The following is a 21947-nucleotide window of genomic DNA, read 5'->3' on the forward strand; positions in this document are numbered from 1 at the left end:
GCATGAAACCAACGGAAAAACGCACCTTCGGGCGGAGCGGAGTTGATGTTACGGCCTTTGCGTTCGGGACTGCCCCATTAGGCAATTTTCTTCATGAAGTTGGGGAAGACGCGGCCCAGACCATGATCGACCATGCCTGGGACAGCGGGATCAGGCTGTTTGATACGGCGCCTATGTACGGCCACGGACTGGCGGAGCTTCGGCTGGGACATGCCCTGCGCTGGAAGAACCGGGATGACTATGTTCTGACGTCGAAGGTTGGCCGTGTTCTTCAGCCGGCGCCCCGTTCCAGCATTGATTTTGCGCCCTGGAGCAATGCCGCCGCCAATACCATGGCGTTCGATTATAGCTATGACGGCACGATGCGCGCTTTCGAGGATTCCCTTCAGCGGCTGGCACTGGAACGCATCGACTTTGTATTCATTCACGATATTGACCGCTTCACTCATGGTGATGCACAGCCCGAGCATTTCAAAGCGGCCATGAATGGAAGCTGGCGTGCGCTGGAAAAACTGCGCTCTGAAGGCGTGGTGAAGGGGATCGGGGTCGGGGTCAATGAATGGCAGGTCTGCTACGAAGCTCTGCAACAGCGTGACTTCGACTGCTTTCTGCTGGCAGGGCGCTATACATTGCTGGAGCAGGACGCGCTTGAGAGTTTTCTTCCACTTTGCGAAGAGCGCGGAGTCACCCTTCTGGTGGGTGGGGGCTTCAATTCCGGTATCCTCGCGACAGGAGCCGTCTCTGGCGCAAAATACAATTACACGCCCGCACCGGCCGACATCCTCGAACGTGTCTCACGGATTGAAGCCGTCTGCCGGGAATACGACGTGCCATTGCCCGCGGCAGCATTGCAGTTTGTTGTGGCCCATCCGGCTATCAGGGCCTTTTGTGCCGGAACCCGGACGGTTGAACAGCTTGAGCAGAATTTGGACTGGTTCAGTTTCCCGATTCCGTCCGGTTTCTGGAGTGCCTTGAAACAGCGCAGTCTTCTGGCGGAAAATGCTCCCGTTCCCTCCGATCTGAAGGCACGGGAGCTGGAAACAAACTGAAAAGTCGCCCCGGCCTGCTACCTCGCACGCTCAGTGCGGGGCAGGGACCATATCCTCAGGCGGTGAAGAACTGGCTGAAACCCATTCCGCGCAGGGCCCGGCGATAGGCGATCGAGCTGCGATCCGCCATGACATGCGCTTCCAGCGTAGGATCGAGCGGCAGGTTTTCGGGCTTTTGCGCCTCTACCAGGGCGCGGTCTTCCTCAAAGACCTTCCGGTTGAAATCATAGACTGCCTGAAGCGGGATATGCTTGTCGAAATTCCGGCAGATAGGCGAGAACATGCGCGTCATCCGGGCGGAAACAGGCGAGGCGGCATTCATGATGACCAGCCGTCCGTCATCCGGGAAATGGATTTCCAGCGTGGCCACGAAAGGCACGTGGACGCGGAAATGCCGCAGCCATTCAAATCCCGGCTTCTCCCAGTCCTCATGCCCGACCGGGAAATTGCTGACCGTGCTGCGATATTCCGCCTCGAACCCGTCTTTCGTCATTCTGGGCATGTAGGAGGGAACGATAGGGTTGTCGGGATCAGCGAAGGTCTCGGTATGGACGAAAGCGAAATGCGCCACGTCGATGAAGCCTTCGAACTGCCGTCCTGCAAAGCCCGCGATGTCGATCCAGGGGCAGTTGATCTGCTGATAATCCGTCTCGTCCCAGTGGGGCATTGGCGGGATCGTCACGGTCCCGTCGGAATTCAGGCACGTCCAGATCAGACCGTATCGCTCGATGGCCGGATAGGTGCGCAGGTTCAGCTTTGAGGGAATGGCGCTGTCAGGATGCGCCGGCACACGCACACACTTTCCGCCATTGCCGAAGCGGAAGCCGTGATAGGCGCAGGCAATCGTCTCCCCATTGCCCGTGCCCATGCTGAGCGGGACGCCACGATGCGGGCACAGGTCATCGGCAATCACGATCGTCCCACCCGCGCGATAAAGCACGAGAGGGACGTCGAGAAGCGTCACGCCCAGCGGCTTTTCTTCCAGTTCGCGCACCAGCGCCACCGGATGCCAGCAGCGGGAGAGAAGATCCCAGTCCGCCGCTTCGAACGTGCAGTTGCGGGGCAGGGGCGCGGCGGCGGTCTGTGCGATCATGGGAAGCTCCTGAACATGAGAAGACATCATTCATGATCTGACCGTTCGCGGATATATCAAATTATATCATAAGCTGTTCTCGAAAAGAGATCGCCTAAGTGAAATCAGGCGCTTTTTATGGAGTTCCGGCTTTGATCTTGCGGGAGGTGGCAGTATCCTTTCCCCCAGTCCGGAAAATGAGCGAACGCGACTGGCGTGTTTGTCCCATCCTCTGCCGGCAAACAGGAAGTATGTCCGCATGACCGTCTCGCAGCAGTCCAGCCCTTTTTTCCAGCAGCTGCGTCAGATCAACGGCGATCGTGGATTTCTTGCAAATCTGGGCGGTTTCTTCTGCGTCAGCTGCATGATGGGACTGGGCAACCTGTTCAGCCAGTCCCTGTTTCATGAAAACATGGCATGGCTTCTTGGGCCACTCATGGTCATGATCGCGCTCTATTTCTTCCTGCCGTATTTCATCCTGCTGCTGACGAACAGGCGCTCCAGCGAAGGCTGACTCCGGACAGTTCCGTAAAAAAGGGGAGATGGACCCGGTCCATCTCCCCCTTTTTGCTGCGCGGAACGGGCAGGCGTCAGTGCTGCGTATGCTCCTTGCGGACCTGAGCAACCTGATCTGTTGTTACCTGATAGGCGCCGCTGCCGAAGGTCTTGCTGACATAGTTCACGAGGCTTGCGACCTCCTCGTCATCCAGTCGCTGCACATCCGACGTGCTGCCGAAGGCCGGCATGCTGGCATGGCCATCCGCCGTCTTGCGGTTCACGCCGGTCAGGATCGTCATGATCAGATTGTCCGGGCGACCGGCGCCAACGACGGAGTTTTTGTACAGGGACGGCGCATACTGATCGGCCGTGCCCGCACCATTCTGCCCGTGACAGGCAGCGCAGTTGGCGTCGAACAGGTTTTCCGGGCTCTTGTGGGACAGGTTGTCGATCCGGGTCAGCTCGCCTGAGCGCAGATCAGGAATATCGTTCGCTTTGCCGAAAGCATCACGCGGCTGATGATCGGCTGTGTCGTCGATCGGCTTGACCTGAAGCACGAAGGCCGCAAGCGCATGCAGATCCGCATCCGTCAGATGGCTCGTGCTGTGTTCGACAGCCTCGCCCATCGGGCCGGCCGCCTGGCTCTTGCTCTTGACCCGGCCGGTGCGCAGATACTGGACGACGTCGTCTTCGTTCCAGTCTCCGATGCCGCCGGTCCTGCTCGGAGTGATGTTCGGCGCATACCAGCCGGAAAGCGGGCTTCCCGCCAGAAACTCGTCGGATTTCTCCATGAGCATCACGTTGCGGGGTGTGTGGCATGTCCCGCAATGTTCGAGAGCCGTGGCCAGATACTTGCCGCGCCGCAGCTTGTCATAGGTGGCGGAATCCCCGGTCTCCTGCTTCTCGCTGCCTGCCAGCATGTTCCAGCCCGACAGGGTCAGGCGGATGTTGCTGGGAAAGCTCAATTGCGTGGCGGGGGGTGTTTCCGCAACAGGTTTGATCCCGTTCATGAACCAGACATACAGCGCGTTAATGTCCTGATCCGTCATGCCGGCATAGGAGACATACGGCATCACGGGATACAGGTTCTCGCCATCGCGACGCTTGCCGCGACGCAGGGCCTGCTCGAAATCATGCTCCGAGTATTTCCCGATGCCATGATCGGCGTCAGGCGTGATGTTCGTGGAAATGATGTCGCCCATGGGCGTTGCGATCTTCAGACCGCCTGCGAACGGCGTGCCGCCCGGCTTGGTGTGACAGGCGATGCAGTCTGCTGCCGTGGCGAGATAGGCGCCACGGTTCATGACATCCTGATCCACATCCGCCGCCCGCGCAGCATGACCGGACAGTCCGCTCAGAACCGTTCCGCCAACGAGGAAAGACCAGAAAACGGGTTTGAAATCAGGCATGGAGCAGTTCTTTTTTCAGCGTATCGGCAACACGAAGCGCAAGGGCTGCGACGGTGAGGGTGATGTTCCCGGTCCCGACCGTGGAGAACACGGACGAACTCGCGATGAACAGGTTCTCGTGGTCATGTGTCCGGCAATGGCCGTCCACCACGGAATCCTTGGGGTCCACACCCATGATGGTGCTGCCCGAGGGATGATCCTGCGGGAAGTAACCGGGTGTCCATTGCTCGTCCGTGCCATGCATCAGGCCGATGAGGTTCTTGAACAGCCCGCGCGTGTGCTCGCAACTACGGACTGTATATTCCGGCAGCTTGTAATAGACATCCGGATGCGGAATCCCGAGCGCATCCTTGTGTGTCGTGCTCAGCGTCAGGCGGTTGTCCGGATCGGGCAGGGCCTCGTTATGGCTGAACAGGCGGACCGTGTGGGAGGCCAGATAGCGGATCTGCTCTTCCAGATCCTTGCCGACATAACCCTTTGAAATTGCAAGCTGCGTTGCGAAATCGACCTGATTGTCATCAACCATGTGCACGAGATATGCGCCACGATCGCCACGCCAGGCGCCGTCACGGAAATTGTCGATCACGTTCGTCTCGAGCGGTCCACGTCCCGGCCACAGGGCCTTGTCGCCACTGATGAATGTCACCTGCACGCCGGTATGATCCATCATGTTCCGGCCGACATGGCCCGAACTGTTGGCAATACCATCGGGGCTCTGCTCGTCTGCCGAAACCAAGAGCAGCTTGGCCGTCTCGATGCAGTGTGCGGCGATGACGAAATACTTGCCGGTCACACGGTGCGAACCCTTGTCCGGGTCGTAGTAGTGAACGGCCGTCACCTTCTTGTTCGCGCTGTCCCGCTCGATCTTGTAGACGACCGCGTTCGGGACGAACTTCGCGCCCGCGGCCTCGGCGTGATAAACGGAATATCCGCCGTTATACATCGCCCCGATCGGGCAGATCGGCATGCAGTTGTTGTGCCCTTCGCAGGTCGGGCGGCCGTCATAGGGCTTCGTGTTCCGGGCCTGCGGCTCATGCACGACGCGATAGGGCGTCTTTTCGCTGATGAGCTTGCGGAACTGCTGCGCCGCATAGGAAATCGGCAGGGCTTCCATCGGGTAGGGCTGCCTGCGGGGGGAGCCCAGATCCTCGACTTTCGGGTCCGGACCGCACACGCCCATCATGACTTCGGCCTGATAATAGAACGGCTCGAGATCGTCATATTTCAGCGCCCAGTCACGACCCTGACCATAGCGGGTCTTGAGCTCGAAATCGGACGGAAGATAACGCCACGCACAACCGGCCCAGTGCCAGGTCGTGCCACCCATCATCCGCAGATAGACCTGCTGATAGGCTTCGGCATTCGGACCGCTCGTATGCAGGTACTGGTTCGGCGTCATCTGGTTCGGCGGATGCACGGCCCAGGGTGTGGACGGGAAAGGCCCCTGATAGGAGGGTTTGTTTTCCAGATTGCGGAAATTGTCCACGAAATGCTGCCGGTCCACACGTGGTCCGGCTTCGAGGACGATGACGGAAATGCCCGCGCGCGCCAGTTCGTTCGCAATGGAACTGCCCGCAACACCGGATCCGACGATGACGACATCGGCGGAAAGATTCTGCTCAGAAGACATAGGAGATGCTGTTCCCGCTCTCAGGTAGGTTCCACGTCGAACTTCGATGGCGACAGCGCAGGCGCGCCGGTCGGTTTGTCGACTTCAGGTGGCTGCGTCGTCCAGTAGAACGGGCCGCCTGCGGCATAGGTCTTGGGGTAGATGGCGTCCTTGGTGACGTCGAACATCAGGGCGGAGCGATAGACCACGACCTTGCCGTCCGCGACACCGCGATACCAGCCGGTCATGATGTCATGAATGACATCCTTGAACGCCGGATCGGCCTGTTCGGCCGCTTTGGCGAAGGCGGAGGCGTTCTCGTAGGTTCCGCCGTCCAGCAGATCAGCCAGTTTTGACAGCTGGGCCTTGCGCTCGGGCCCTGACTGGAGAATGCGCTCGTAAAGCGCCTTTCCGATCCGCGGGTCGAGAGAGGGCCGGTCCGTCAGACGTGTCGAGACCTTCATGAAGCGTTCAAGTTCAGGATTGGCGCCGGTTCCAGCCTCTGCGGCCACGACATTTCCAGCGGCCAGAACACCCATGCCGGCCATGCCTGTCATCAGCGTATCACGACGTGACATCCGCATCAGCCGGTTCAGGCGCATGGCATTGGGAGAGGAAACATGGAGGTCAACAAGAGGGCAGTGACGATCTTTCGTCATGTAAAATCACTCTTCGCATACACTCGAGACTGATGACAGGACCGTGATCCGTGTCACCTTCAGAGGTCCGCAGCCTACAGCGACAGCATGATCATGCAACCGTGAACGGCCAATTATCCGGAAATAATCCCACCAAAGGGCAAGTCTGGAAGAGGGGGCGGGGAAGGATAACTAACGGAAACGTCCGTTGTCTTATTGTGGTTTCCAAGGATTTCCGAAGATCTGCAGGAGGATTTATTACCTCTGTCTTTCGTGAATTGGGCAGAGTCGGTCCCAGGGTCTCATCTGGGGTGTTTTCTAAGTTGCGAATGTTTCGCAACTTGGCGCCTTGTTGAAGAAATAGGGTACTTTTACGGTCCTGTAAAAGAAAAGGGGCGCAGATGTGATCCTGCGCCCCCTCGATATTGCTGTCAGAAGGAGTGGCTATGTGCCCGCCCCCATGAAGACCAGCACCGTTGTCATCAGCCCGACCAGAATGGCCAGAACGATACTGCATTTGAGCGTGAACTGGAGCAGGGCGCCTTCCTGTCCCACCAGCCCTACGGCGGCTGAAGCCACGGCGATGGATTGTGGAGAGATCATCTTGCCCACGGCACCTCCAACCGTATTGGCCGCGACCAGAAGCTCCCCGCTGACTCCGATCTGACGGCCGGTCGCCGCCTGAAGCCCGCCAAACAGGGCATTTGAGGACGTATCGGAGCCTGTCAGGAAAACACCCAGCCACCCGAGAAGGGGTGCGAAGAAGGTGAACGCGCCCTTGGTCATCGCCAGAACGAGGGCCAGCGTTGTGGAAAGGCCCGAATAGTTGGCCAGAAACGCGAAGGCCAGCACCATGCCGATGGCATAGATGGGCGTTCTCAGTTCCCGAAGCGTATCCGTGAAGGTCGCGACAGCGTCCTTGGGACGCATTTTCAGGAACAGGACGGACATGACTCCTGCCAGCAGGATGGCCGTCCCCACGGAAGATATGAAATCCACTTTGAAGATCGCGGCATAAGGCGTCGGGCTGGGAACGATGGGCGCCATTTTCAGAACGAGGTTGTGCAGCCCCGGGAAGCGGATGACGAGCACCGTCCAGTCCAGCGGTCCACCGGCTGCGAAGAGGGCCTTGAAGGGTTTGATGCTCCAGACAGCCACGAAAGCCGTCAGGATGATGAAAGGAGACCAGGCCCGCAGGATCTGCGGTGCCGTATAGGTTGCCTTCTCGACGATGGCGTCGGCAGGGGGCTCTCCGGTTTCGAAGCGGAAAATCCGGCTCGGCTTCCAGATCCGAAGGAAGACGGGGATTGCCACCATCGTGACCAGTGGGGCTATGATGTCCGGAAGTTCGGGACCGATCACGAGGGCCGTCAGGGTCTGCGTAATGGCGAAGGTGGCACCTGTGACGAGAATGACGGGCCATGTCTCACGGATGCCCCGCAGCCCGTCAACCACGCCGACGAGCCAGAAGGGGATGACGACGCCGATCACGATCAGCTGCATCACGACCAGCCGGCCGACCATGTATGGTTCCGCCCCGATCACCTGGGCCCCCACGATCACGGGGATGCCCATCGCTCCGAACGCACCAGGTGCCGCATTGGCGATCAGGCACAGCCCGGCGGCGTAGATCGGCGGAAAGCCGAGGCCGACGAGCAGGGCTGTCGTGATGGCAACCGGTGCGCCGAAACCGGCAGCGCCTTCCAGAAACGCCCCGAACGCGAAGGCGACGAGAAGAAGCTGGATGCGCTGGTCTTCCGAGACCGTCGAAATCGAATGACGGATGATATCGAACTGACCCGTCCGGACGGAGATTTTATAGAGAAAGACCGCCCCGATGATGATCCATGAAATGGGCCATAAGCCGTAGGCAAAACCGTAGAGACACGCTGCCAGGGCCATGAAAACGGGCATGCCGTAGAATGCGACAGCCAGTGCAAAGGTAATTCCGACAGTAATCGTACAGGCAATATGCCCTTTCATGTGCAGGTACAGCAGGGCAAAGAAGAAAAACAGGATCGGAAGGAGAGCGACCGCGCCGGAAATCCAGATATTTCCTATGGGATCGTAGACTTGTGCCCAAGATGACATTCAGGGGAACTCCAAAATAAAAATTAAGTGATAATTGGAAAATTGATCTCTTTTTCTCGTGTTATTTTGTGGAGCGTATTTTTCTAAAATAACAAGTGCAATAAGGGATGAATATAATCCCGGGTAAACTTTATGACATACTGTTTTAATTAGTTAGTTTATTGCGTTTCTTGCTTTGTAAAAGTTTCACCCCTGATGTGTGCAGAGTGGTAAAAACGCTTTTCTCTTGGGGTAATATTTTTGAAAAGTTTAGGCTTTGAGTAGGAAAAAATGACAGGAAGTGACGCCTGGACCGGAGCATTCTCTAAATACTTGCCGCGAGTGGCGGCAGTGGTTTCGTGACTATTGGCAGATGAAATGAAAAACGGAGGCAGAGAGGAAAGATTTTCTGGACTGTCGGGCTTATGGAGCAGGAGGTTCTGTTTTCCGTAGCTCTGGCAACCGGGGCGGGAGTGTTCCCGGAACACGGAAATATGTGCAGTCACGACGCCGTGGTCCGTGCCGCGGCATGCCTTGTCGTGCTCTCGAAACGGTGAGAAACTGGGGCAGCATCACTTTCAGAGTTGAACAGTCAGGTTTCCATGCATTTTCGTCTTCTTTGTGCGTCCCTGATGGGGGCGGGCTCTCTTGTCTTTTCTTCCAGCGCATTTGCGTGGGGGCCTTACGGTCATGCGATCGTGGCGGATATCGCGCAGGAGCGTCTGACGCCGCAGGCCCAGAAGGCCACTACGGCCCTGCTGGCCCTTGAGAACCATCACACTCTCGATCAGGTCGCCTCCTGGCCCGACACGATCGGTCATGTTCCCAAGAAGAAGGGCGGCGCGCCGGAGACCCTGAAATGGCATTACGTTGATATCGACGTATCCCATCCGGCCTATGATCAGGCCCGCGACTGTCCCGATCATGCCTGCGTTGTCGAGAAGCTGCCCGAGGAGATCAAAATCCTCGCCGATACGCATGCTGCGGCTCAGGACCGGCTGGTCGCCCTGAAATGGGTGGTACATCTGATGGGCGACATCCATCAGCCGCTGCATGCTGCCGAGCGTAACAAGGATATGGGTGGGAACGCCATCCGCCTGACCTATTTCGGTAACAATGCCAACGGCCACATGAACCTGCATTCCCTGTGGGATGAGGGCGTGAGCGACCATGAGGCAGATCTGCATGTCGGCCCGTTCTACAGTATCGATGCGTCACGCGCGAAGAAGGAAGCCGATCGTCTCGGCGCCCTGATCACGCCGGATGAGACAAAATACTGGGTGCAGGATCTGGACGGCGGCGATGTTTACAGCGCCACCGTCAACTGGGCCGACGAGAGCCATTCTCTGGCCCGCAGCGTGGCCTATGGTGCACTTCCGGCCAATAAGGGCGCCGATATCGGCAAGGACTACACCGCATTGACCTGGCCGATCATGGAACTGCGTCTGGAGCAGGCGGGTGTGCGTCTGGCCGCCGTTCTCAACACGGCCCTGAACGGCGGCTGAGAACGGTTTCTGTGTGGATGGACGTCAGGATTTCTGCGTCCATCCTCCACCCAGTGCCCGGTACAGATGGGCGACCGAGATCGACACGCCTGCGCTCGACTCTGCCAGGGCGCTCCGGCTCGCCAGAAGAGCATTCTGCGTCGTCAGGACGTTGAGGAAGTCTCCCGCACCCTGACTGTACTGAAGCTGCGCGATATGCACGGCGGTCTCGTCTTCCGAAACCGTTTCTTCCAGCCGGTTGCGACGCTCCTGCGCGGCGCTCAGATCCGCCATGGAATCATCGACCTCTTCCCAGGCTTTCAGGAGCGTGCGCTGCAACGCAATCGCCGCTTCCTTCTGCTGGGCCCGACGCAGATGAAGCTGTCCGGTCAGGCGGCCACCCTCGAACAGCGGCAGTGTCATGGTGGGGCCGAACCCATACTGACGGGACGCCCATGAGCCCAGCCCGCTGAACTGCAATGCCTGAATATCCAGACTGCCCGAGAGCGTCACGCGCGGGAAAAAGTCCGCAATCGCCACGCCGATGCTGGCTGTTGCGGCATGGAGATGATCTTCGGCGGCCCGCACATCCGGACGGCGCTCCGCCAGTTCGGAGGGTAGCCCGACTGGAATATCAGTAGGAACGGGCGGGATCGCCTGAGACGATCCAAGCCTGGCCTTCAGCGCGCCCGGCTCCCGCGCCGTCAGGAAGCTCAGGGCGTTCACGAGATGCACTTCCTGGCTTTTCAGGACCGGAAGGCGTGCCTCAAAGCCATGCATCTGCCCGCGGGAATAGGCGACGTCGAGCTTCGTCGCCGTACCTTGTGCAAAGCGCAGTTCCGTCAGTTTCACGCTGTGCCGGGCGATGTCGATGCTCTGCTGGGTAATGCCGATCTGCGTCTGGATATTGCGCAGGTTCAGATAGTCCTGCGCCGTCTCGGCCATAAGCGAGACCAGCACATCGCGGCGCAGTTCATCCGTTTCATGCATCGCCGCCGTCGCAGCTTCGACCTGCCTGCGGACATGCCCCCAGAAATCGACTTCCCAGGAGGCGCTCAACCCGTATTGCGGCAGGTTGAACGACGGATTGCCTTTTGCACCGTCCGCTGCAGCCGGGCCGAAACCCTGCTGTCCGCTGGCAATCTCACCGGGTCCGGCCTGCTCCATGGTTCCCAGAAGGCCGAGAATACCGTTCGTGCTGGCACGCTCCCGGGCATAGGACGCGGCACCTTCCATATGCGGCATCTGCGCTGCGCTGGCGATCTTCCGTTCAGCCTGACTTTCGGTGAAATGCAGGGCGGCCTCGCGCAGGTCGAGGTTGCTGCGCGCCACGTCCTCTTCGAGCGCCGTCAGTGTCGGGTCACGATAGATTTTCCACCATTGCGCATTGATGGCGGATGTTTCCTGCGGATGGCTGGCGGCTGGTGTCAGGCTCTGGTGCCAGTGGGCCGGTGCATGCGGATCGGGACGATGATAGTCCGGTCCTACCGTGCAGGCGGACAGTGCGGTCAGGGCCAGAAGAAGGTAGCGGGAGGGCTGGAACATGGAAGGTCTCATTTCCAGAGATACCGCTCGTCATGGGCATGGATGCCCTCAGGCGTGGAGGACGTGTCGATCCGTGCTTCGACCGACATGCCCACGCGGACCTTCTCCGCCAGAGGCTGGCCGGGATCGAAGGTCAGCTTGACCGGGACGCGCTGGACGACCTTGGTGAAGTTGCCCGTTGCGTTGTCCGGCTGGATGGCGGCAAAAGCCACACCCGTTGCAGGGGCCAGACTGTCTACGTGTGCCTTGAGCGGATGGCCGGGGAACGTATCGACCCAGACCGTCGCACTCTGGCCGGTCTGGACCTTCGTCAGCTGCGTTTCCTGAAAATTCGCCAGCACATAGGCCTTGCGGACCGGCACGACCGCCAGCAGCCCGGTGCCCGGATGGACATACGCACCAACGCGCACGCCACGTTCGCCGACCACACCGTCCACGGGGGCGGGGATGGTGCAGTAGGACAGGTTCAGTTCGGCCTGATGTTCCGCGCTCTGGGCTTTCAGGAGCGCGCCCTGTGCCTTTTCGAGCTGCGCCTTCAGCACCGCGACCTGCTGTTCGGCCGTGCTGGTTTCGGCCTTGTCGCGGGCGAGGGCGGCGACGGCTTCAAGCTGCCGGGCTTCAGCGCCCTGCTGCTGCTCGATCGTGCTGGCCCCACCGGCGGAGAGATTGCGATACCGTGCCGCATTCTGCCGAGCGAAGACCAGTGCGGCCTCGTCGGACTGCACGGTATATTTCGCCGCATCGACGATGGAACCCTGACGGTCCAGCAAAGCCTGAAGGTTGTCCACATCGCCCTGCGCTGCAGCGGTATCGCCCCGGGCGGCTCCCAAAGCCGCACGGTAATCGTCATCTTCGATATGGGCGAGTTCTTCTCCGGCATGGACGTATTCGTTGTCTTCTGCCAGCACCCGGTCGATACGGCCGGAAACTTTCGGGGCCACGGTCGTGAAATCGGCCGTGACATAGGCGTCGTTGGTTTCCTGACGGATGCCGTCACCCACGAAGAAGCGGTCAGCCGTCCAGGCCAGACCCGTCAGGACAATGACCGCACATCCGGCCAGAAGAAGGGGTTTTCCATAAATCATGTTGAGGCAGGTCCGTCAGTGCGCGGTGGCGGGAATGGAGGAGGGGGCCGGTTCGGGATCCGGTTCGCGGGCTGCGGCAGGCATGGCCGGAGCAGGCCCCTTGCCGGGCGGATAGACCCGTTTCGGAAGCACGGCGGTCAGCGCGACGTAGAAGATGCAGATGCACATTACGACGAAATAGATGTCCACCAGCGCCAGCGTGATCGACTGTTCGTGCAGATAGGTGTGGAAAATCTGAAGCGCATTGCGCGCCACATGATCGCTGTCAGGAGAGGTGTTGCTGATTGCTGCATGGATCGGATCGCCCATGCCGGACAGCGACGTGGCGTTGTTGCCCGCCCGGTCCAGCAGCATCGTGGAATGATACTGTTCCCGGCGGCGCAGCAGGATTTCAAAAATGGCGGCGGCGAACGCATTGGCCATGCCCTTGAGCATGTTGACCATGCCCGAGATGAACGGCCCGTCCGCCGGGCCAAGGGACATGGTGGCCAGCATCAGCACCGGGATCACGACCATCGGCTGGCCGAGGATCTGAAGCCCCTGCAGGACATAGAAATTGTCCCGCACCCAGTCCGGTGTCAGCCAGGTTCCAAGGAACGCCGCCAGCGCCAGACACGACATGCCAAACGCCAGCACATACCGGCAGTCCACGCGCGCGGAGTTGCAGAGCGCGGCCGTCAGCGGCAGCATGATGAGCTGGGGCAGCGCGACCGTCAGTGCGACCGGGGTCGCCTGGATCGGCCGGTATCCGCGCACCGCTTCCAGATACGTCATCGGCACTTCCATCATCAGTCCGCAGATGATGAGCACCGCCACGAGTGTGAGGAGCGCCATCGTGATGTTGCGGTTCTTCCAGTACTGAAGCCGGAAGAATGGGCTGTGGTGATGCCACTCATGGAACAGGAACCCCACGAACAGCGCCCCGCCCCAGAATGTCAGATGGGAAATGATGGGTGAGCGGAACCAGTCCAGCCGGTCTCCCTGGTACAGCACCGTCACCACACACAGGATGGACGGCACGCCAATGAAGAACCCGCGCCAGTTGAACTTCCTGAACCGTTCGAGATGCACCGGATCACGTGGCAACCCGTAGGCCATCATGGCAATGGCGATGATGCTGAAGGGAATGACCTCCCAGTACAGCCAGCGCCAGCCCACATGTTCGAACCACATCGCCTCGAGCGGTCCACCCAGATTGGGGCCGAAAGTGGCGCTCATCGCATAGCCACCAATACCGAAGACCTTGATGGGGGGCGGCAGGTATTTGAGCATGACCGTCATCAGGACGGGCGGCAGACATCCCGCACTCAGTCCCTGCGCCGCGCGGAGAAAACACAGCGAGATCATGTCCGGCATGAAGGGCAGGGGGATCGACAGCATGGCGAGCACGGCCGTCATGAAGATCGAGAACCTGTAAATCGAGAACGTCATGTAGAACCAGGGCGTGAACGCCATGGCCGCGATGTTGAAGGCCTCGTAGATCGAGGTGAACCACGTCCCCTCGTCATGCCCGATATGCATTGCGCCCCGGATGTCGGCGAGGCCGATTTCCGTGATGTGTTCGTTGAAGCCGGCCACATGGACGGCCAGCAGCATCCCCAGACAGCCGACAATGGTCCGCATGCCGAAAGGCGGAATATAGGAGGGCTGCGCGGGTGGTGCGGCAGATGGCGACGAAGCTGCTGGTTCCATGGATCTCTTCCGTTACCAGACAGCCACTATCCGGAGTGTATGAGTCCGAAAACCCACGTTTCCGGCAAGTGATGTTTCCACTTTCCGCAAGGGTTGCAGAAATCCCTTCCATTTTTCACACGAAGGCGTGAAAATGTGCCTGAAACCCGCGGGAAACGGAGTGTGCGATGGCGAGGCGGACCGACAGCCAAAGGCGCTATGATCTCGATCTTCTGCGCTATCTTCAGGTTCTCGTGGAAGAAGAGAGCGTCTCACAGGCGGCCCGGCGCCTGAAGGTGAGCGATGCCGCCATGAGCCGCCATCTTGCCACGCTGCGGACCGTGTTCGGAGATCCGATTCTGGTCCTGTCGGGCCGGCGCATGGTGGCCACGACTTTCGCCAACCGGATCCGCGACCGGGTTCAGAGCATCGTGCGGGATGCTGACGCACTGGTGAATGACAGCGAAACGCTGAACCTGAGGCATCTCTCGCCGCGTTTCACGATCCGCGCCAATGACCTGATCGTCGGGGCGTTCGGTCATGCAATCCTGATGGCTCTCAAGCAGGACTGCCCGGAGTGCAGCATCGTGTTCTCGCCCGAGGCGGAAGAACCGGCCAGCGAAGCCCTGCGCAACAGCCGGATCGACCTCTATGTGGGCGCCACGGACGATCTGCGTCCCGAAATCATGCGTCAGACCCTGTTCCTGACGTCATTCCGCGCCATGGTGCGCGAAGGGCACCCCATTTTCGCGCGCGGCATCACGCCGCAGACGCTGGTCGATTACGATCATATCAGTGTCTCCCGCAAAGGACGCCCTTATGGGCCGATCGACACTATTCTCAAGGAACGCTACGGCTTGACCCGCCCCATCGCGATGATCGTACCGACTTACCATTCCATGATCGAGACCATGCGCGAGACGGATATGATCCTGCCGCTGCCCGATATCGTGATTGACCGCCTGCCACTCTCCCAGATCCAGCTTGAGGCTTTCGATTTCCCGTTCGATCTGCCGCCTGTCACGTCCTTTCAGGCCTGGCATCCCCGTGTGGATACGGACGGAGTTCACCGCTGGCTGCGCGATACGGTCTTTCAGGTTATCCGACGCGAACTTGTCCGGTTCAGGGGAGAAGGCGGGGCTGCCTTAAGGACCCCCTGAGCCAGGATCTGGGAATTGCGTTCATAGATTTTCTGCAAGCGGTATGAGGCTGGCCTGAAGGCGCGGGACGACAAAATCCAGAAAGCCGCGGATGCGCTGGGGTACCTGTTTTCCGCCGTGGTAGAGTGCGTGGATCTCTTCTTCGTCCCGCGTGCCGCTTTCCGCCAGAACTTCCACCAGGCGTCCGGCCGCCAGATCCTCACGCACGTGATATTCTGCAAGCCGCGCCAGTCCTGCCCCGCGGAGCGCGGCCCGGCGGACGGTCTCACCATTATTGGCGAGCAAGGGGCCCTGAACGATCCGGTCCACGATCCTGCCCCGCTCCTGCAGCGGCCAGACCGGCGCCGCCCGGCGGAAATTGAAACCCAGACACCGATGATGCTCCAGATCGTCCACAGTTTCAGGCCGTCCGAACCGCTCCAGATAGCCGGGCGCACCGACGATCAGCCGTGGCACGCTTCCCAGATGCCTGGTGGTCAGGCTGGAATCCTGCAGTTTTCCAACGCGGAAGGCGATATCTGTCCGGTCCAGATACAGGTCCGTCATCTCATCGGAGAGCGACAGATCGACCACGATATCCGGATAGGCGTCCCAGAATGCGGGGAGCAGCGGCTCCAGCGCCAGCGTCCCGAATGCCACGGACGCATTGATCCGCACTGTCCCCGTGAGCTGGACGGTTTTCTTGGACAGGAACCCTTCCATGTCATCCAGTTCCGCGATCAGAGCCTGTGCGCGGTCGTAATAGGCCAGACCTTCGGGCGTGACTGACAGTCTGCGGGTCGAGCGCTCTACGAGCCGGACCCCCAGACGGTTTTCCACCCGCCCGATTAGCTTGCTGACGGTGGACGGTGTAGTCATGGAAAGGCGGGCGGCCTCGGAAAAGCTGCCGCTCTCCACGACACGGAGAAAGATCTTCATCTCCCCGAAACGGTTATCCATCTGTTTTCCGATCTATGAAACTGCTTCACAGGTTTTGTGGAGATCGAAACAATTATCAAGAGGGAGTTATCGGTTCATCATGGTCTTCGAACAGTCCCATCCCCGATGCCTGACAGAACGGATACGCGATCATGACGAAAATTCTTCTCCTTAATGGCGGCAAGGTCTTCGCCCATTCCCACGGACGGCTGAACGACACGCTTCAGGCGCTGGCGGCGGACATCCTGTCCAGGAACGGCCATGAGATCCGCCAGACGAAGATCGATGACGGCTATGACGTGGAGCAGGAAGTCGAGAGTTTCATCTGGGCCGATCTGATCATCTATCAGTGCCCGGGCTGGTGGATGGGGCTGCCCTGGATCGTCAAGAAGTATATCGACGAAGTCATGACGGCCGGTCACGGCAAGCTCTATGCCAATGATGGTCGCAGCCGGGCCCATCCGGAGCGCAAATATGGCTCGGGTGGTCTGGCACAGGGCAAGCGCTATATGCTGTCAACGACTTGGAATGCGCCGGCAGAGGCCTTCACGGATCCGAACCAGTTCTTTGAAGGGCGGGGTATCGACGGGGTGTATTTCCCATTCCACAAGGCTCACGAGTTCCTGGGTATGTCCGCGCTCCCGACCTTTCTTGCGACGGACGTGATGAAAGCGCCGGATGTGGAGGCAACACTCGCAGCCTACCGCCAGCATCTGCAGGACGTCATCGGTACGACGTTCTGACTGGAACGGGGGGCAGCCTGCGCTGCCCCCCGTCTTTATTACAGGCTCATCTGCAGGACGCGGCGGCTCACGTCCGGCGTAATGTCGGCATGCTCACCCAGTGCCGTCATGCCATGGGCCTCAAGCTGCCCGATCAGAGGCTCGATGGCGTCCTCCCCGATGTCGTAAGCTGACAGGCGCGTGGGGATGTCCAGACTTTCGAAAAACTCTTCGGTCCGTATGATGGCCGCTTCGATCAGTTCGTCTTCCGTGCCCTCGTGCAGGTTCCACACGCGGGCTGCGTACTGAAGCAGCTTGCCGCGCTTGGCCTCTTTCCGTGTGCGCAGCATGGAGGGAAGAACGATTGCAAGCGTCCGGGCATGGTCGATGTCATACCGTGCCGTCAGTTCATGGCCGATGCTGTGCGTGGACCAGTCTTCCGGCATGCCAACACCGATGATTCCGTTAAGTGCCAGCGTTGCGATCCACATGAAATTGGCGCGGAGGGAATAGTTTTCCGGCTCGCTCAGCACTTTCGGTCCGATCTCGATCAGGCTGAGCAGAAGCCCCTCGGCAAAACGGTCCTGCGCCAGCCCGTCTGCGGGATAGGTCAGATACTGTTCCATGATGTGCACGAAGGAATCCACAACGCCATTCGCAACCTGCCGGACGGGCAGGGAATAGGTGCGGGTGGGGTCCAGGACCGAGAAGCGCGGGAAGACATGCGGGCTGCCGAAAGCCAGCTTTTCATGTGTGGCCTGGCGGCTGATGACGCTGAAGCTGTTCATTTCCGAACCCGTGGCCGGCAGCGTCAGGACGGTGCCAAGCGGCATCGCGGCTTTGACGTTTGCGCCATGCGTCGTGAGGATGCTCCACGGATCGCCTTCGAAATCCACGGCTGCGGCCACGAACTTGGTTCCGTCAATGACGGACCCGCCGCCGACGGCCAGCAGGAAATCCAGTTTTTCCTCCCGGATGAGTTCCACGGCCTTCATCAGGGTCTCGAATGTCGGATTGGCTTCGATGCCGCCGAATTCCCGTGTGAAGCGGCCTTCAAGCGCCTTGCGGACGGCCGGCAGTGTTCCGTTGCGTTCCGCGCTCGACCCGCCGAACAGGATCAGGACGCGCGCCTCGGTAGGGATGTGATCGGCCAGTTTCGGGATGGTGTTCTCGCCGAAGATGATGCGTGTGGGATTGTAGAATTCAAAATTCTGCATGGGTCCTGCCTTCAGAGGGATCTTCTGATTGAGCCGCCATCGACGCGGAGTCTGCGTCCCCGAGGATGCGGCTGCGTGGTCCTGCTTGCGGATATCCTACCGGTTTTCCGGCATCCGGCACAGACAGGAAGATGGCCCGGCTGCGGGTGGGTGCCTTGTGTACGCTGCGTCGGGGTTCCATCTCAGAAGAATGGGTGATCAATCCAGGCGAAACTGCAGGGGTGACCTGCCCGTTAAAATGCCCCGCAGACTCAGGTCATGCAGGGTGAGAAAATGGGGATGCCGCGATGTATATTGCCATGAACCGATTCAGGGTCCGGCCGGACAGCGAAGAGGCTTTTCGCAAAAAATGGCTGGACCGTGATGTTCTGCTCAGAACCGTGCCCGGATTTGTCAGCTTCCAGTTTCTTCGCGGGCCGGCGATGGAAGATTACGTCCTTTATGCCTCTCATACCGTCTGGGCGTCTTACGATGCCTTCATCGGCTGGACCCGATCGGAAGAATTCCGGGCCGCGCATGCGGGTGCCGGGCAGGGACCGGTGCTGACGCTGGGGCCTCCCGTATTCGAGGGCTTTCAGGTCCTGCAGGATATCCAGGCCTGAGTTTCGGTCCATAAAGCGTTCGGAAATGTCTGCTCTGGCTGCGTCATCTTGACGAACCTGTCATAACGGTTTGTGAATAGAACGAACGCGGGACCGGGCCTGAAATGCTTTTCGGTCAGCTTCATGCAGCCTCGGCCGTGTCCCGCGTCCGGTATGAAAGACCCAGGACAGGAAGAACAATGACGGCATCTCTCCGTTGCGAAGTGGCAGCGCTCCTCGACAGCCTTGGCGTGTCGCCTGACCTGTATACGGGGGGCAGCCTGACGGTGAAGTCTCCGCTGACGGGAGAGGTGATTGCCGAGGTCGCGGAAATCAGTGCGGAGCAGGCGACGAAGACGATCGCCAGTTCACTCGACGCGTTCAAAGCCTGGCGCAGGGTTCCGGCGCCGCGGCGCGGTGAACTAGTCCGTCTGCTGGGGGAGGAGCTTCGAGCCAGCAAGGAGGCGCTCGGGCGTCTGGTGACGCTGGAAGTGGGCAAGGTTCCGTCCGAAGGTCTGGGCGAAGTGCAGGAGATGATCGACATCTGCGACTTCGCGGTCGGTCTGTCCCGCCAGCTTTACGGCCTGACGATCCAGTCCGAACGGCCGGATCATCGCCTGACGGAGCAGTGGCATCCTGCCGGGCCGGTAGGGATTATCTCGGCGTTTAATTTCCCGGTGGCCGTCTGGTCCTGGAATGCCGCGCTGGCGCTGGTCTGCGGTGACAGCGTGATCTGGAAACCTTCGGAAAAGACTCCGCTGACAGCGCTGGCCACGCAGGCCCTGTTCCTGAAAGCCGCAGCCCGTTTCGGCAGTGACGCACCGGCCGCGCTCAGCACGCTTCTGGTCGGTGGCCGCGAGATCGGTGAACTGATGGTGGAAGACCGTCGCGTTCCTGTCATCTCGGCGACGGGGTCGACGCGGATGGGGCGTGATGTCGGTGAGCGTGTGGCGCGGCGTTTCGGGCGCTCCATTCTGGAACTCGGCGGCAACAATGCGTCCGTCGTCACGCCATCCGCCGATCTGGATCTGACGCTGCGGGCCGTTGCCTTCGGGGCCATGGGAACCGCCGGCCAGCGCTGCACGACGCTGCGTCGCCTGTTCGTGCATTCCAGCGTCTATGACACGCTCGTGCCGAAGCTGGTCACTGTCTACAAGGCGATTTCGGTCGGCAACCCGGTCGAGGGTGATGCACTCGTTGGTCCGCTTATCGATGCGGCCTCCTTCAGAATGATGCAGGACAGCCTGAAAGCCGCCGCGGACGCAGGTGGCACGGTTCATGGGGGAACGCGCGTCGATGTGAACGGCGAGGCGTCGTTCTATGTCCGTCCGGCGATGGTCGAGATGCCGTCGCAGACGGGGCCGGTGCTGGAAGAAACCTTCGCACCGATCCTGTACGTCATGAAATATGACACGCTCGACGAAGCCATCGCGCTTCAGAACGATGTTGTGCAGGGGTTGTCATCGTCCATTTTTGCGACCGATATCCGCGAGGTCGAGCAGTTCCTGTCTGCCCAGGGCTCCGATTGCGGTATTGCGAACGTCAATATGGGGCCGTCCGGCGCGGAAATCGGCGGGGCCTTCGGGGGAGAGAAGGAAACGGGCGGCGGACGTGAGTCCGGCTCGGATGCGTGGAAAGCCTATATGCGCCGGCAGACCAACGCCATCAATTACGGGCGGACGCTGCCGCTTGCGCAGGGTGTGAAATTCGATGTGGATGGCGGCTCGACGGACGCCTGATCACGGATTTTCGGCGGGGTGGGGCGCAGGTGTCGTCCCCTGCTCCTGTTGGGGTGGTGCCTGCTTTTCCTCGCTGGCATGCGTGATGCTGAGCCGGTCATGGGTCGGCGACCAGGGGAGAGCCTTCTCCTCGACATAGTCTGGCGGGGGCTTGAAGTCCTCAAGCCAGAGCCTGCCCCTCATGGGATTGATCAGGACGTTGAAGTGCTTGAGGACATCCATTCCAAGAATATTGAATTCCGCATCCGGGACGACGTCCAGCGTGATGTCATGCAGCGTGTGCGAGCCGAGTTGCAGCGTGCTGAAATGATGCCTGTGCCCCAGCAGGACGTCGCCCGCGCCGACGCGGATCTCGTCATCCTGAGCAAGCATGCGCCGTGAAATGCCCATTTTCCGGGCCACCCATTGCTGGATGATGGAGCGGTTGGCGCTGGTATTGATCTGCATGTCCACCTTGTGCCCGTCCAGCACGGCCGTCATCTGATTGAGCTGGGGGGACTCATCATCGAACGACACCAGGGGAATGAAGGGCCCCGGATCTTTCATGAGGGTTCCGATATCCGGGCAGTCGGCTGCCGTGTCGTAGGTAAAGATGGCCATTTTCTGGGAATAACGGTCGATCAGGACATGATAGTTCCCGAGGATGTCCCACCCGATATCCACCATCAGGAGCAGCCCGTCGGGCGCTTTCGGGGGGCGTTCGCCGACCAGCAGGGCGGTCATGTCCTTGAGAACGGCCTGACCGATCTGAAGGCTGTGGACGGTGGTGGAATAGTTGCCGCCCGTGCCCGTGACGGAAATGGTCCTGATGGGATCTTCGCGGTAAAAATCAAATCCCTTCGCGTCCCAGACGCTCGTGCGCGTGGTGAAGGTCGAGAAAAAGGCGCCGACGTCATGGTCATTCACCCGGACATGGATCACGGGCGCGCCGGCGGGGTTCAGGAAAGGCACGACTTCACTCGTCACGACGCAGTCATGAATGGATCGGGCCTGTGCGGAGGGGATGAGGGTGAGCAGAGCAAAAAAGGCAGAGGGAATATTCCGCCTGAAAGACAGTCTGCCCATCACTGATCCTAACTCAAGGGCGAGGTAATCCTGTCAGAACCTTGTCCCGTTTCCCCGCAAAAGCCAAATGCTTTCACGGGGATGCAGCCCCGTGCCTTATCGGGTGAATGCTCTGACGAAGGCGTTCTGCTGTTTGACTTCGACGGGGAGTCTGGTGTCGGTGAGGGCTTTGCCCTGCCATCCGGCGCCGAGTGCGATGTAGAGGGCGACGGCGTTGCGGACGCGGGCGAGGCGGCCGACGACGGCTTGGTCCTCGGCGGACAGGGCGGTCTGTTCGGTCGTCAGCACGTTCAGATATCCGGTCAGACCGGCCGTGAACAGCTTCTGCGCGCGGTCGCGGGCGAGGCCGGCATCGACGGAGGCCTGGTTCAGCTCCTCGACCAGCTCGGCATTATGCCGCCAGTCGCCCATCGCG

19 protein-coding genes and 1 pseudogene are annotated in these 21947 nt (G+C 60.1%); 7 read left to right on the forward strand and 13 right to left on the reverse strand.

Annotation, left to right across the window (positions count from 1 at the left end; genetic code table 11):
* The first annotated feature begins 2 nt into the window (after positions 1-2).
* The gene (locus KP701_RS05190; protein WP_215746180.1) at positions 3-1049 is read left to right on the forward strand and encodes an aldo/keto reductase; all 1047 of its coding nucleotides are present in this window, start codon (positions 3-5) and stop codon (positions 1047-1049) included.
* A 55-nt stretch (positions 1050-1104) separates the two neighbouring features.
* Here the strand turns inward: KP701_RS05190 and KP701_RS05195 are convergent, their stop codons facing one another.
* Positions 1105-2142: a Rieske 2Fe-2S domain-containing protein gene (locus KP701_RS05195; protein WP_215746181.1), complete on the reverse strand. Its 1038-nt coding sequence runs from the start codon at positions 2140-2142 to the stop codon at positions 1105-1107.
* Positions 2143-2380: 238 nt separating this feature from the next.
* On the opposite strand from KP701_RS05195, the gene KP701_RS05200 reads away from it, so the two are divergent.
* Positions 2381-2635: a hypothetical protein gene (locus tag KP701_RS05200; RefSeq protein WP_215746182.1), complete on the forward strand. Its 255-nt coding sequence runs from the start codon at positions 2381-2383 to the stop codon at positions 2633-2635.
* A gap of 76 nt (positions 2636-2711) precedes the next feature.
* On the opposite strand, the gene KP701_RS05205 is transcribed toward KP701_RS05200, so the two are convergent.
* From KP701_RS05205 to KP701_RS05225, 5 genes are all read right to left on the reverse strand, one after another.
* Positions 2712-4028 (reverse strand): cytochrome c, encoded by a 1317-nt coding sequence (locus tag KP701_RS05205; RefSeq protein WP_215746183.1) that lies wholly within the window; start codon positions 4026-4028, stop codon positions 2712-2714.
* On the reverse strand, positions 4021-5658 hold the full coding sequence (locus KP701_RS05210) for a GMC family oxidoreductase (protein WP_215746184.1): 1638 nt from the start codon (positions 5656-5658) through the stop codon (positions 4021-4023). Before KP701_RS05210 ends, KP701_RS05205 begins: the two co-directional genes overlap by 8 nt.
* Positions 5659-5678: 20 nt before the next feature.
* Complete coding sequence (locus tag KP701_RS05215) at positions 5679-6296, reverse strand: sorbitol dehydrogenase family protein (RefSeq protein WP_215746185.1); 618 nt, start codon at positions 6294-6296, stop codon at positions 5679-5681.
* 423 nt (positions 6297-6719) lie between these two features.
* Complete coding sequence (locus KP701_RS05220) at positions 6720-8366, reverse strand: lactate permease LctP family transporter (protein WP_215746186.1); 1647 nt, start codon at positions 8364-8366, stop codon at positions 6720-6722.
* A gap of 158 nt (positions 8367-8524) precedes the next feature.
* Positions 8525-8851: a hypothetical protein gene (locus KP701_RS05225; protein WP_215746187.1), complete on the reverse strand. Its 327-nt coding sequence runs from the start codon at positions 8849-8851 to the stop codon at positions 8525-8527.
* 96 nt (positions 8852-8947) lie between these two features.
* Here KP701_RS05225 and KP701_RS05230 point away from each other — a divergent pair, with 96 nt between their 5' ends.
* Positions 8948-9850, forward strand: coding sequence for a S1/P1 nuclease (locus KP701_RS05230; protein ID WP_252345409.1), 903 nt, complete (start codon positions 8948-8950; stop codon positions 9848-9850).
* A 24-nt stretch (positions 9851-9874) separates the two neighbouring features.
* On the opposite strand, the gene KP701_RS05235 is transcribed toward KP701_RS05230, so the two are convergent.
* The 3 genes from KP701_RS05235 to KP701_RS05245 are packed head-to-tail and all read right to left on the reverse strand — an operon-like array spanning position 9875 to position 14151.
* On the reverse strand, positions 9875-11374 hold the full coding sequence (locus tag KP701_RS05235) for an efflux transporter outer membrane subunit (protein WP_252345410.1): 1500 nt from the start codon (positions 11372-11374) through the stop codon (positions 9875-9877).
* Positions 11375-11382: 8 nt separating this feature from the next.
* On the reverse strand, positions 11383-12459 hold the full coding sequence (locus KP701_RS05240; RefSeq protein ID WP_215746189.1) for an HlyD family secretion protein: 1077 nt from the start codon (positions 12457-12459) through the stop codon (positions 11383-11385).
* A gap of 15 nt (positions 12460-12474) precedes the next feature.
* A complete protein-coding gene (locus tag KP701_RS05245; protein WP_215746190.1) occupies positions 12475-14151 on the reverse strand; it encodes an MFS transporter in 1677 nt (558 codons plus the stop codon).
* A gap of 167 nt (positions 14152-14318) precedes the next feature.
* On the opposite strand from KP701_RS05245, the gene KP701_RS05250 reads away from it, so the two are divergent.
* Entirely contained in the window at positions 14319-15290 is a 972-nt protein-coding gene (locus KP701_RS05250; protein WP_215746191.1) for a LysR family transcriptional regulator, read from the forward strand.
* 21 nt (positions 15291-15311) lie between these two features.
* Here KP701_RS05250 and KP701_RS05255 read toward each other — a convergent pair whose 3' ends face one another.
* Positions 15312-16229, reverse strand: a complete 918-nt coding sequence (locus KP701_RS05255) for a LysR family transcriptional regulator (protein ID WP_215746192.1) — start codon at positions 16227-16229, stop codon at positions 15312-15314.
* A gap of 131 nt (positions 16230-16360) precedes the next feature.
* Between KP701_RS05255 and KP701_RS05260 the strand changes: the two genes are divergently transcribed.
* Positions 16361-16951 (forward strand): NAD(P)H-dependent oxidoreductase, encoded by a 591-nt coding sequence (locus KP701_RS05260; protein ID WP_215746193.1) that lies wholly within the window; start codon positions 16361-16363, stop codon positions 16949-16951.
* A gap of 38 nt (positions 16952-16989) precedes the next feature.
* On the opposite strand, the gene KP701_RS05265 is transcribed toward KP701_RS05260, so the two are convergent.
* The gene (locus KP701_RS05265) at positions 16990-18147 is read right to left on the reverse strand and encodes an iron-containing alcohol dehydrogenase (RefSeq protein WP_215746194.1); all 1158 of its coding nucleotides are present in this window, start codon (positions 18145-18147) and stop codon (positions 16990-16992) included.
* A 287-nt stretch (positions 18148-18434) separates the two neighbouring features.
* Between KP701_RS05265 and KP701_RS05270 the strand changes: the two genes are divergently transcribed.
* Positions 18435-18749: an antibiotic biosynthesis monooxygenase gene (locus KP701_RS05270; protein WP_062268981.1), complete on the forward strand. Its 315-nt coding sequence runs from the start codon at positions 18435-18437 to the stop codon at positions 18747-18749.
* A 179-nt stretch (positions 18750-18928) separates the two neighbouring features.
* The gene (locus KP701_RS05275) at positions 18929-20467 is read left to right on the forward strand and encodes an aldehyde dehydrogenase family protein (protein ID WP_215746195.1); all 1539 of its coding nucleotides are present in this window, start codon (positions 18929-18931) and stop codon (positions 20465-20467) included.
* Here the strand turns inward: KP701_RS05275 and KP701_RS05280 are convergent, their stop codons facing one another.
* Positions 20468-21532, reverse strand: a complete 1065-nt coding sequence (locus KP701_RS05280) for a retroviral-like aspartic protease family protein (RefSeq protein WP_215746196.1) — start codon at positions 21530-21532, stop codon at positions 20468-20470. It lies immediately after the preceding gene.
* Positions 21533-21628: 96 nt separating this feature from the next.
* Positions 21629-21947: pseudogene (locus tag KP701_RS05285) on the reverse strand (secretion protein); the annotation flags it as partial.

The organism is Gluconobacter sp. P1C6_b, from assembly GCF_018811945.1.
In the GTDB taxonomy this organism is placed as follows: domain Bacteria; phylum Pseudomonadota; class Alphaproteobacteria; order Acetobacterales; family Acetobacteraceae; genus Gluconobacter.

Excerpts from the sequence above, each read along its gene's own strand:
- KP701_RS05190 (WP_215746180.1), top strand. The coding sequence starts at position 3 with ATGAAACCAACGGAAAAACGCACCTTCGGGCGGAGCGGAGTTGATGTT.
- KP701_RS05195 (WP_215746181.1), bottom strand. The coding sequence starts at position 2,142 with ATGATCGCACAGACCGCCGCCGCGCCCCTGCCCCGCAACTGCACGTTC.
- KP701_RS05200 (WP_215746182.1), top strand. The coding sequence starts at position 2,381 with ATGACCGTCTCGCAGCAGTCCAGCCCTTTTTTCCAGCAGCTGCGTCAG.
- KP701_RS05205 (WP_215746183.1), bottom strand. The coding sequence starts at position 4,028 with ATGCCTGATTTCAAACCCGTTTTCTGGTCTTTCCTCGTTGGCGGAACG.
- KP701_RS05210 (WP_215746184.1), bottom strand. The coding sequence starts at position 5,658 with ATGTCTTCTGAGCAGAATCTTTCCGCCGATGTCGTCATCGTCGGATCC.
- KP701_RS05215 (WP_215746185.1), bottom strand. The coding sequence starts at position 6,296 with ATGACGAAAGATCGTCACTGCCCTCTTGTTGACCTCCATGTTTCCTCT.
- KP701_RS05220 (WP_215746186.1), bottom strand. The coding sequence starts at position 8,366 with ATGTCATCTTGGGCACAAGTCTACGATCCCATAGGAAATATCTGGATT.
- KP701_RS05230 (WP_252345409.1), top strand. The coding sequence starts at position 8,948 with ATGCATTTTCGTCTTCTTTGTGCGTCCCTGATGGGGGCGGGCTCTCTT.
- KP701_RS05235 (WP_252345410.1), bottom strand. The coding sequence starts at position 11,374 with ATGTTCCAGCCCTCCCGCTACCTTCTTCTGGCCCTGACCGCACTGTCC.
- KP701_RS05240 (WP_215746189.1), bottom strand. The coding sequence starts at position 12,459 with ATGATTTATGGAAAACCCCTTCTTCTGGCCGGATGTGCGGTCATTGTC.
- KP701_RS05245 (WP_215746190.1), bottom strand. The coding sequence starts at position 14,151 with ATGGAACCAGCAGCTTCGTCGCCATCTGCCGCACCACCCGCGCAGCCC.
- KP701_RS05250 (WP_215746191.1), top strand. The coding sequence starts at position 14,319 with ATGGCGAGGCGGACCGACAGCCAAAGGCGCTATGATCTCGATCTTCTG.
- KP701_RS05255 (WP_215746192.1), bottom strand. The coding sequence starts at position 16,229 with ATGGATAACCGTTTCGGGGAGATGAAGATCTTTCTCCGTGTCGTGGAG.
- KP701_RS05260 (WP_215746193.1), top strand. The coding sequence starts at position 16,361 with ATGACGAAAATTCTTCTCCTTAATGGCGGCAAGGTCTTCGCCCATTCC.
- KP701_RS05265 (WP_215746194.1), bottom strand. The coding sequence starts at position 18,147 with ATGCAGAATTTTGAATTCTACAATCCCACACGCATCATCTTCGGCGAG.
- KP701_RS05270 (WP_062268981.1), top strand. The coding sequence starts at position 18,435 with ATGTATATTGCCATGAACCGATTCAGGGTCCGGCCGGACAGCGAAGAG.
- KP701_RS05275 (WP_215746195.1), top strand. The coding sequence starts at position 18,929 with ATGACGGCATCTCTCCGTTGCGAAGTGGCAGCGCTCCTCGACAGCCTT.
- KP701_RS05280 (WP_215746196.1), bottom strand. The coding sequence starts at position 21,532 with ATGGGCAGACTGTCTTTCAGGCGGAATATTCCCTCTGCCTTTTTTGCT.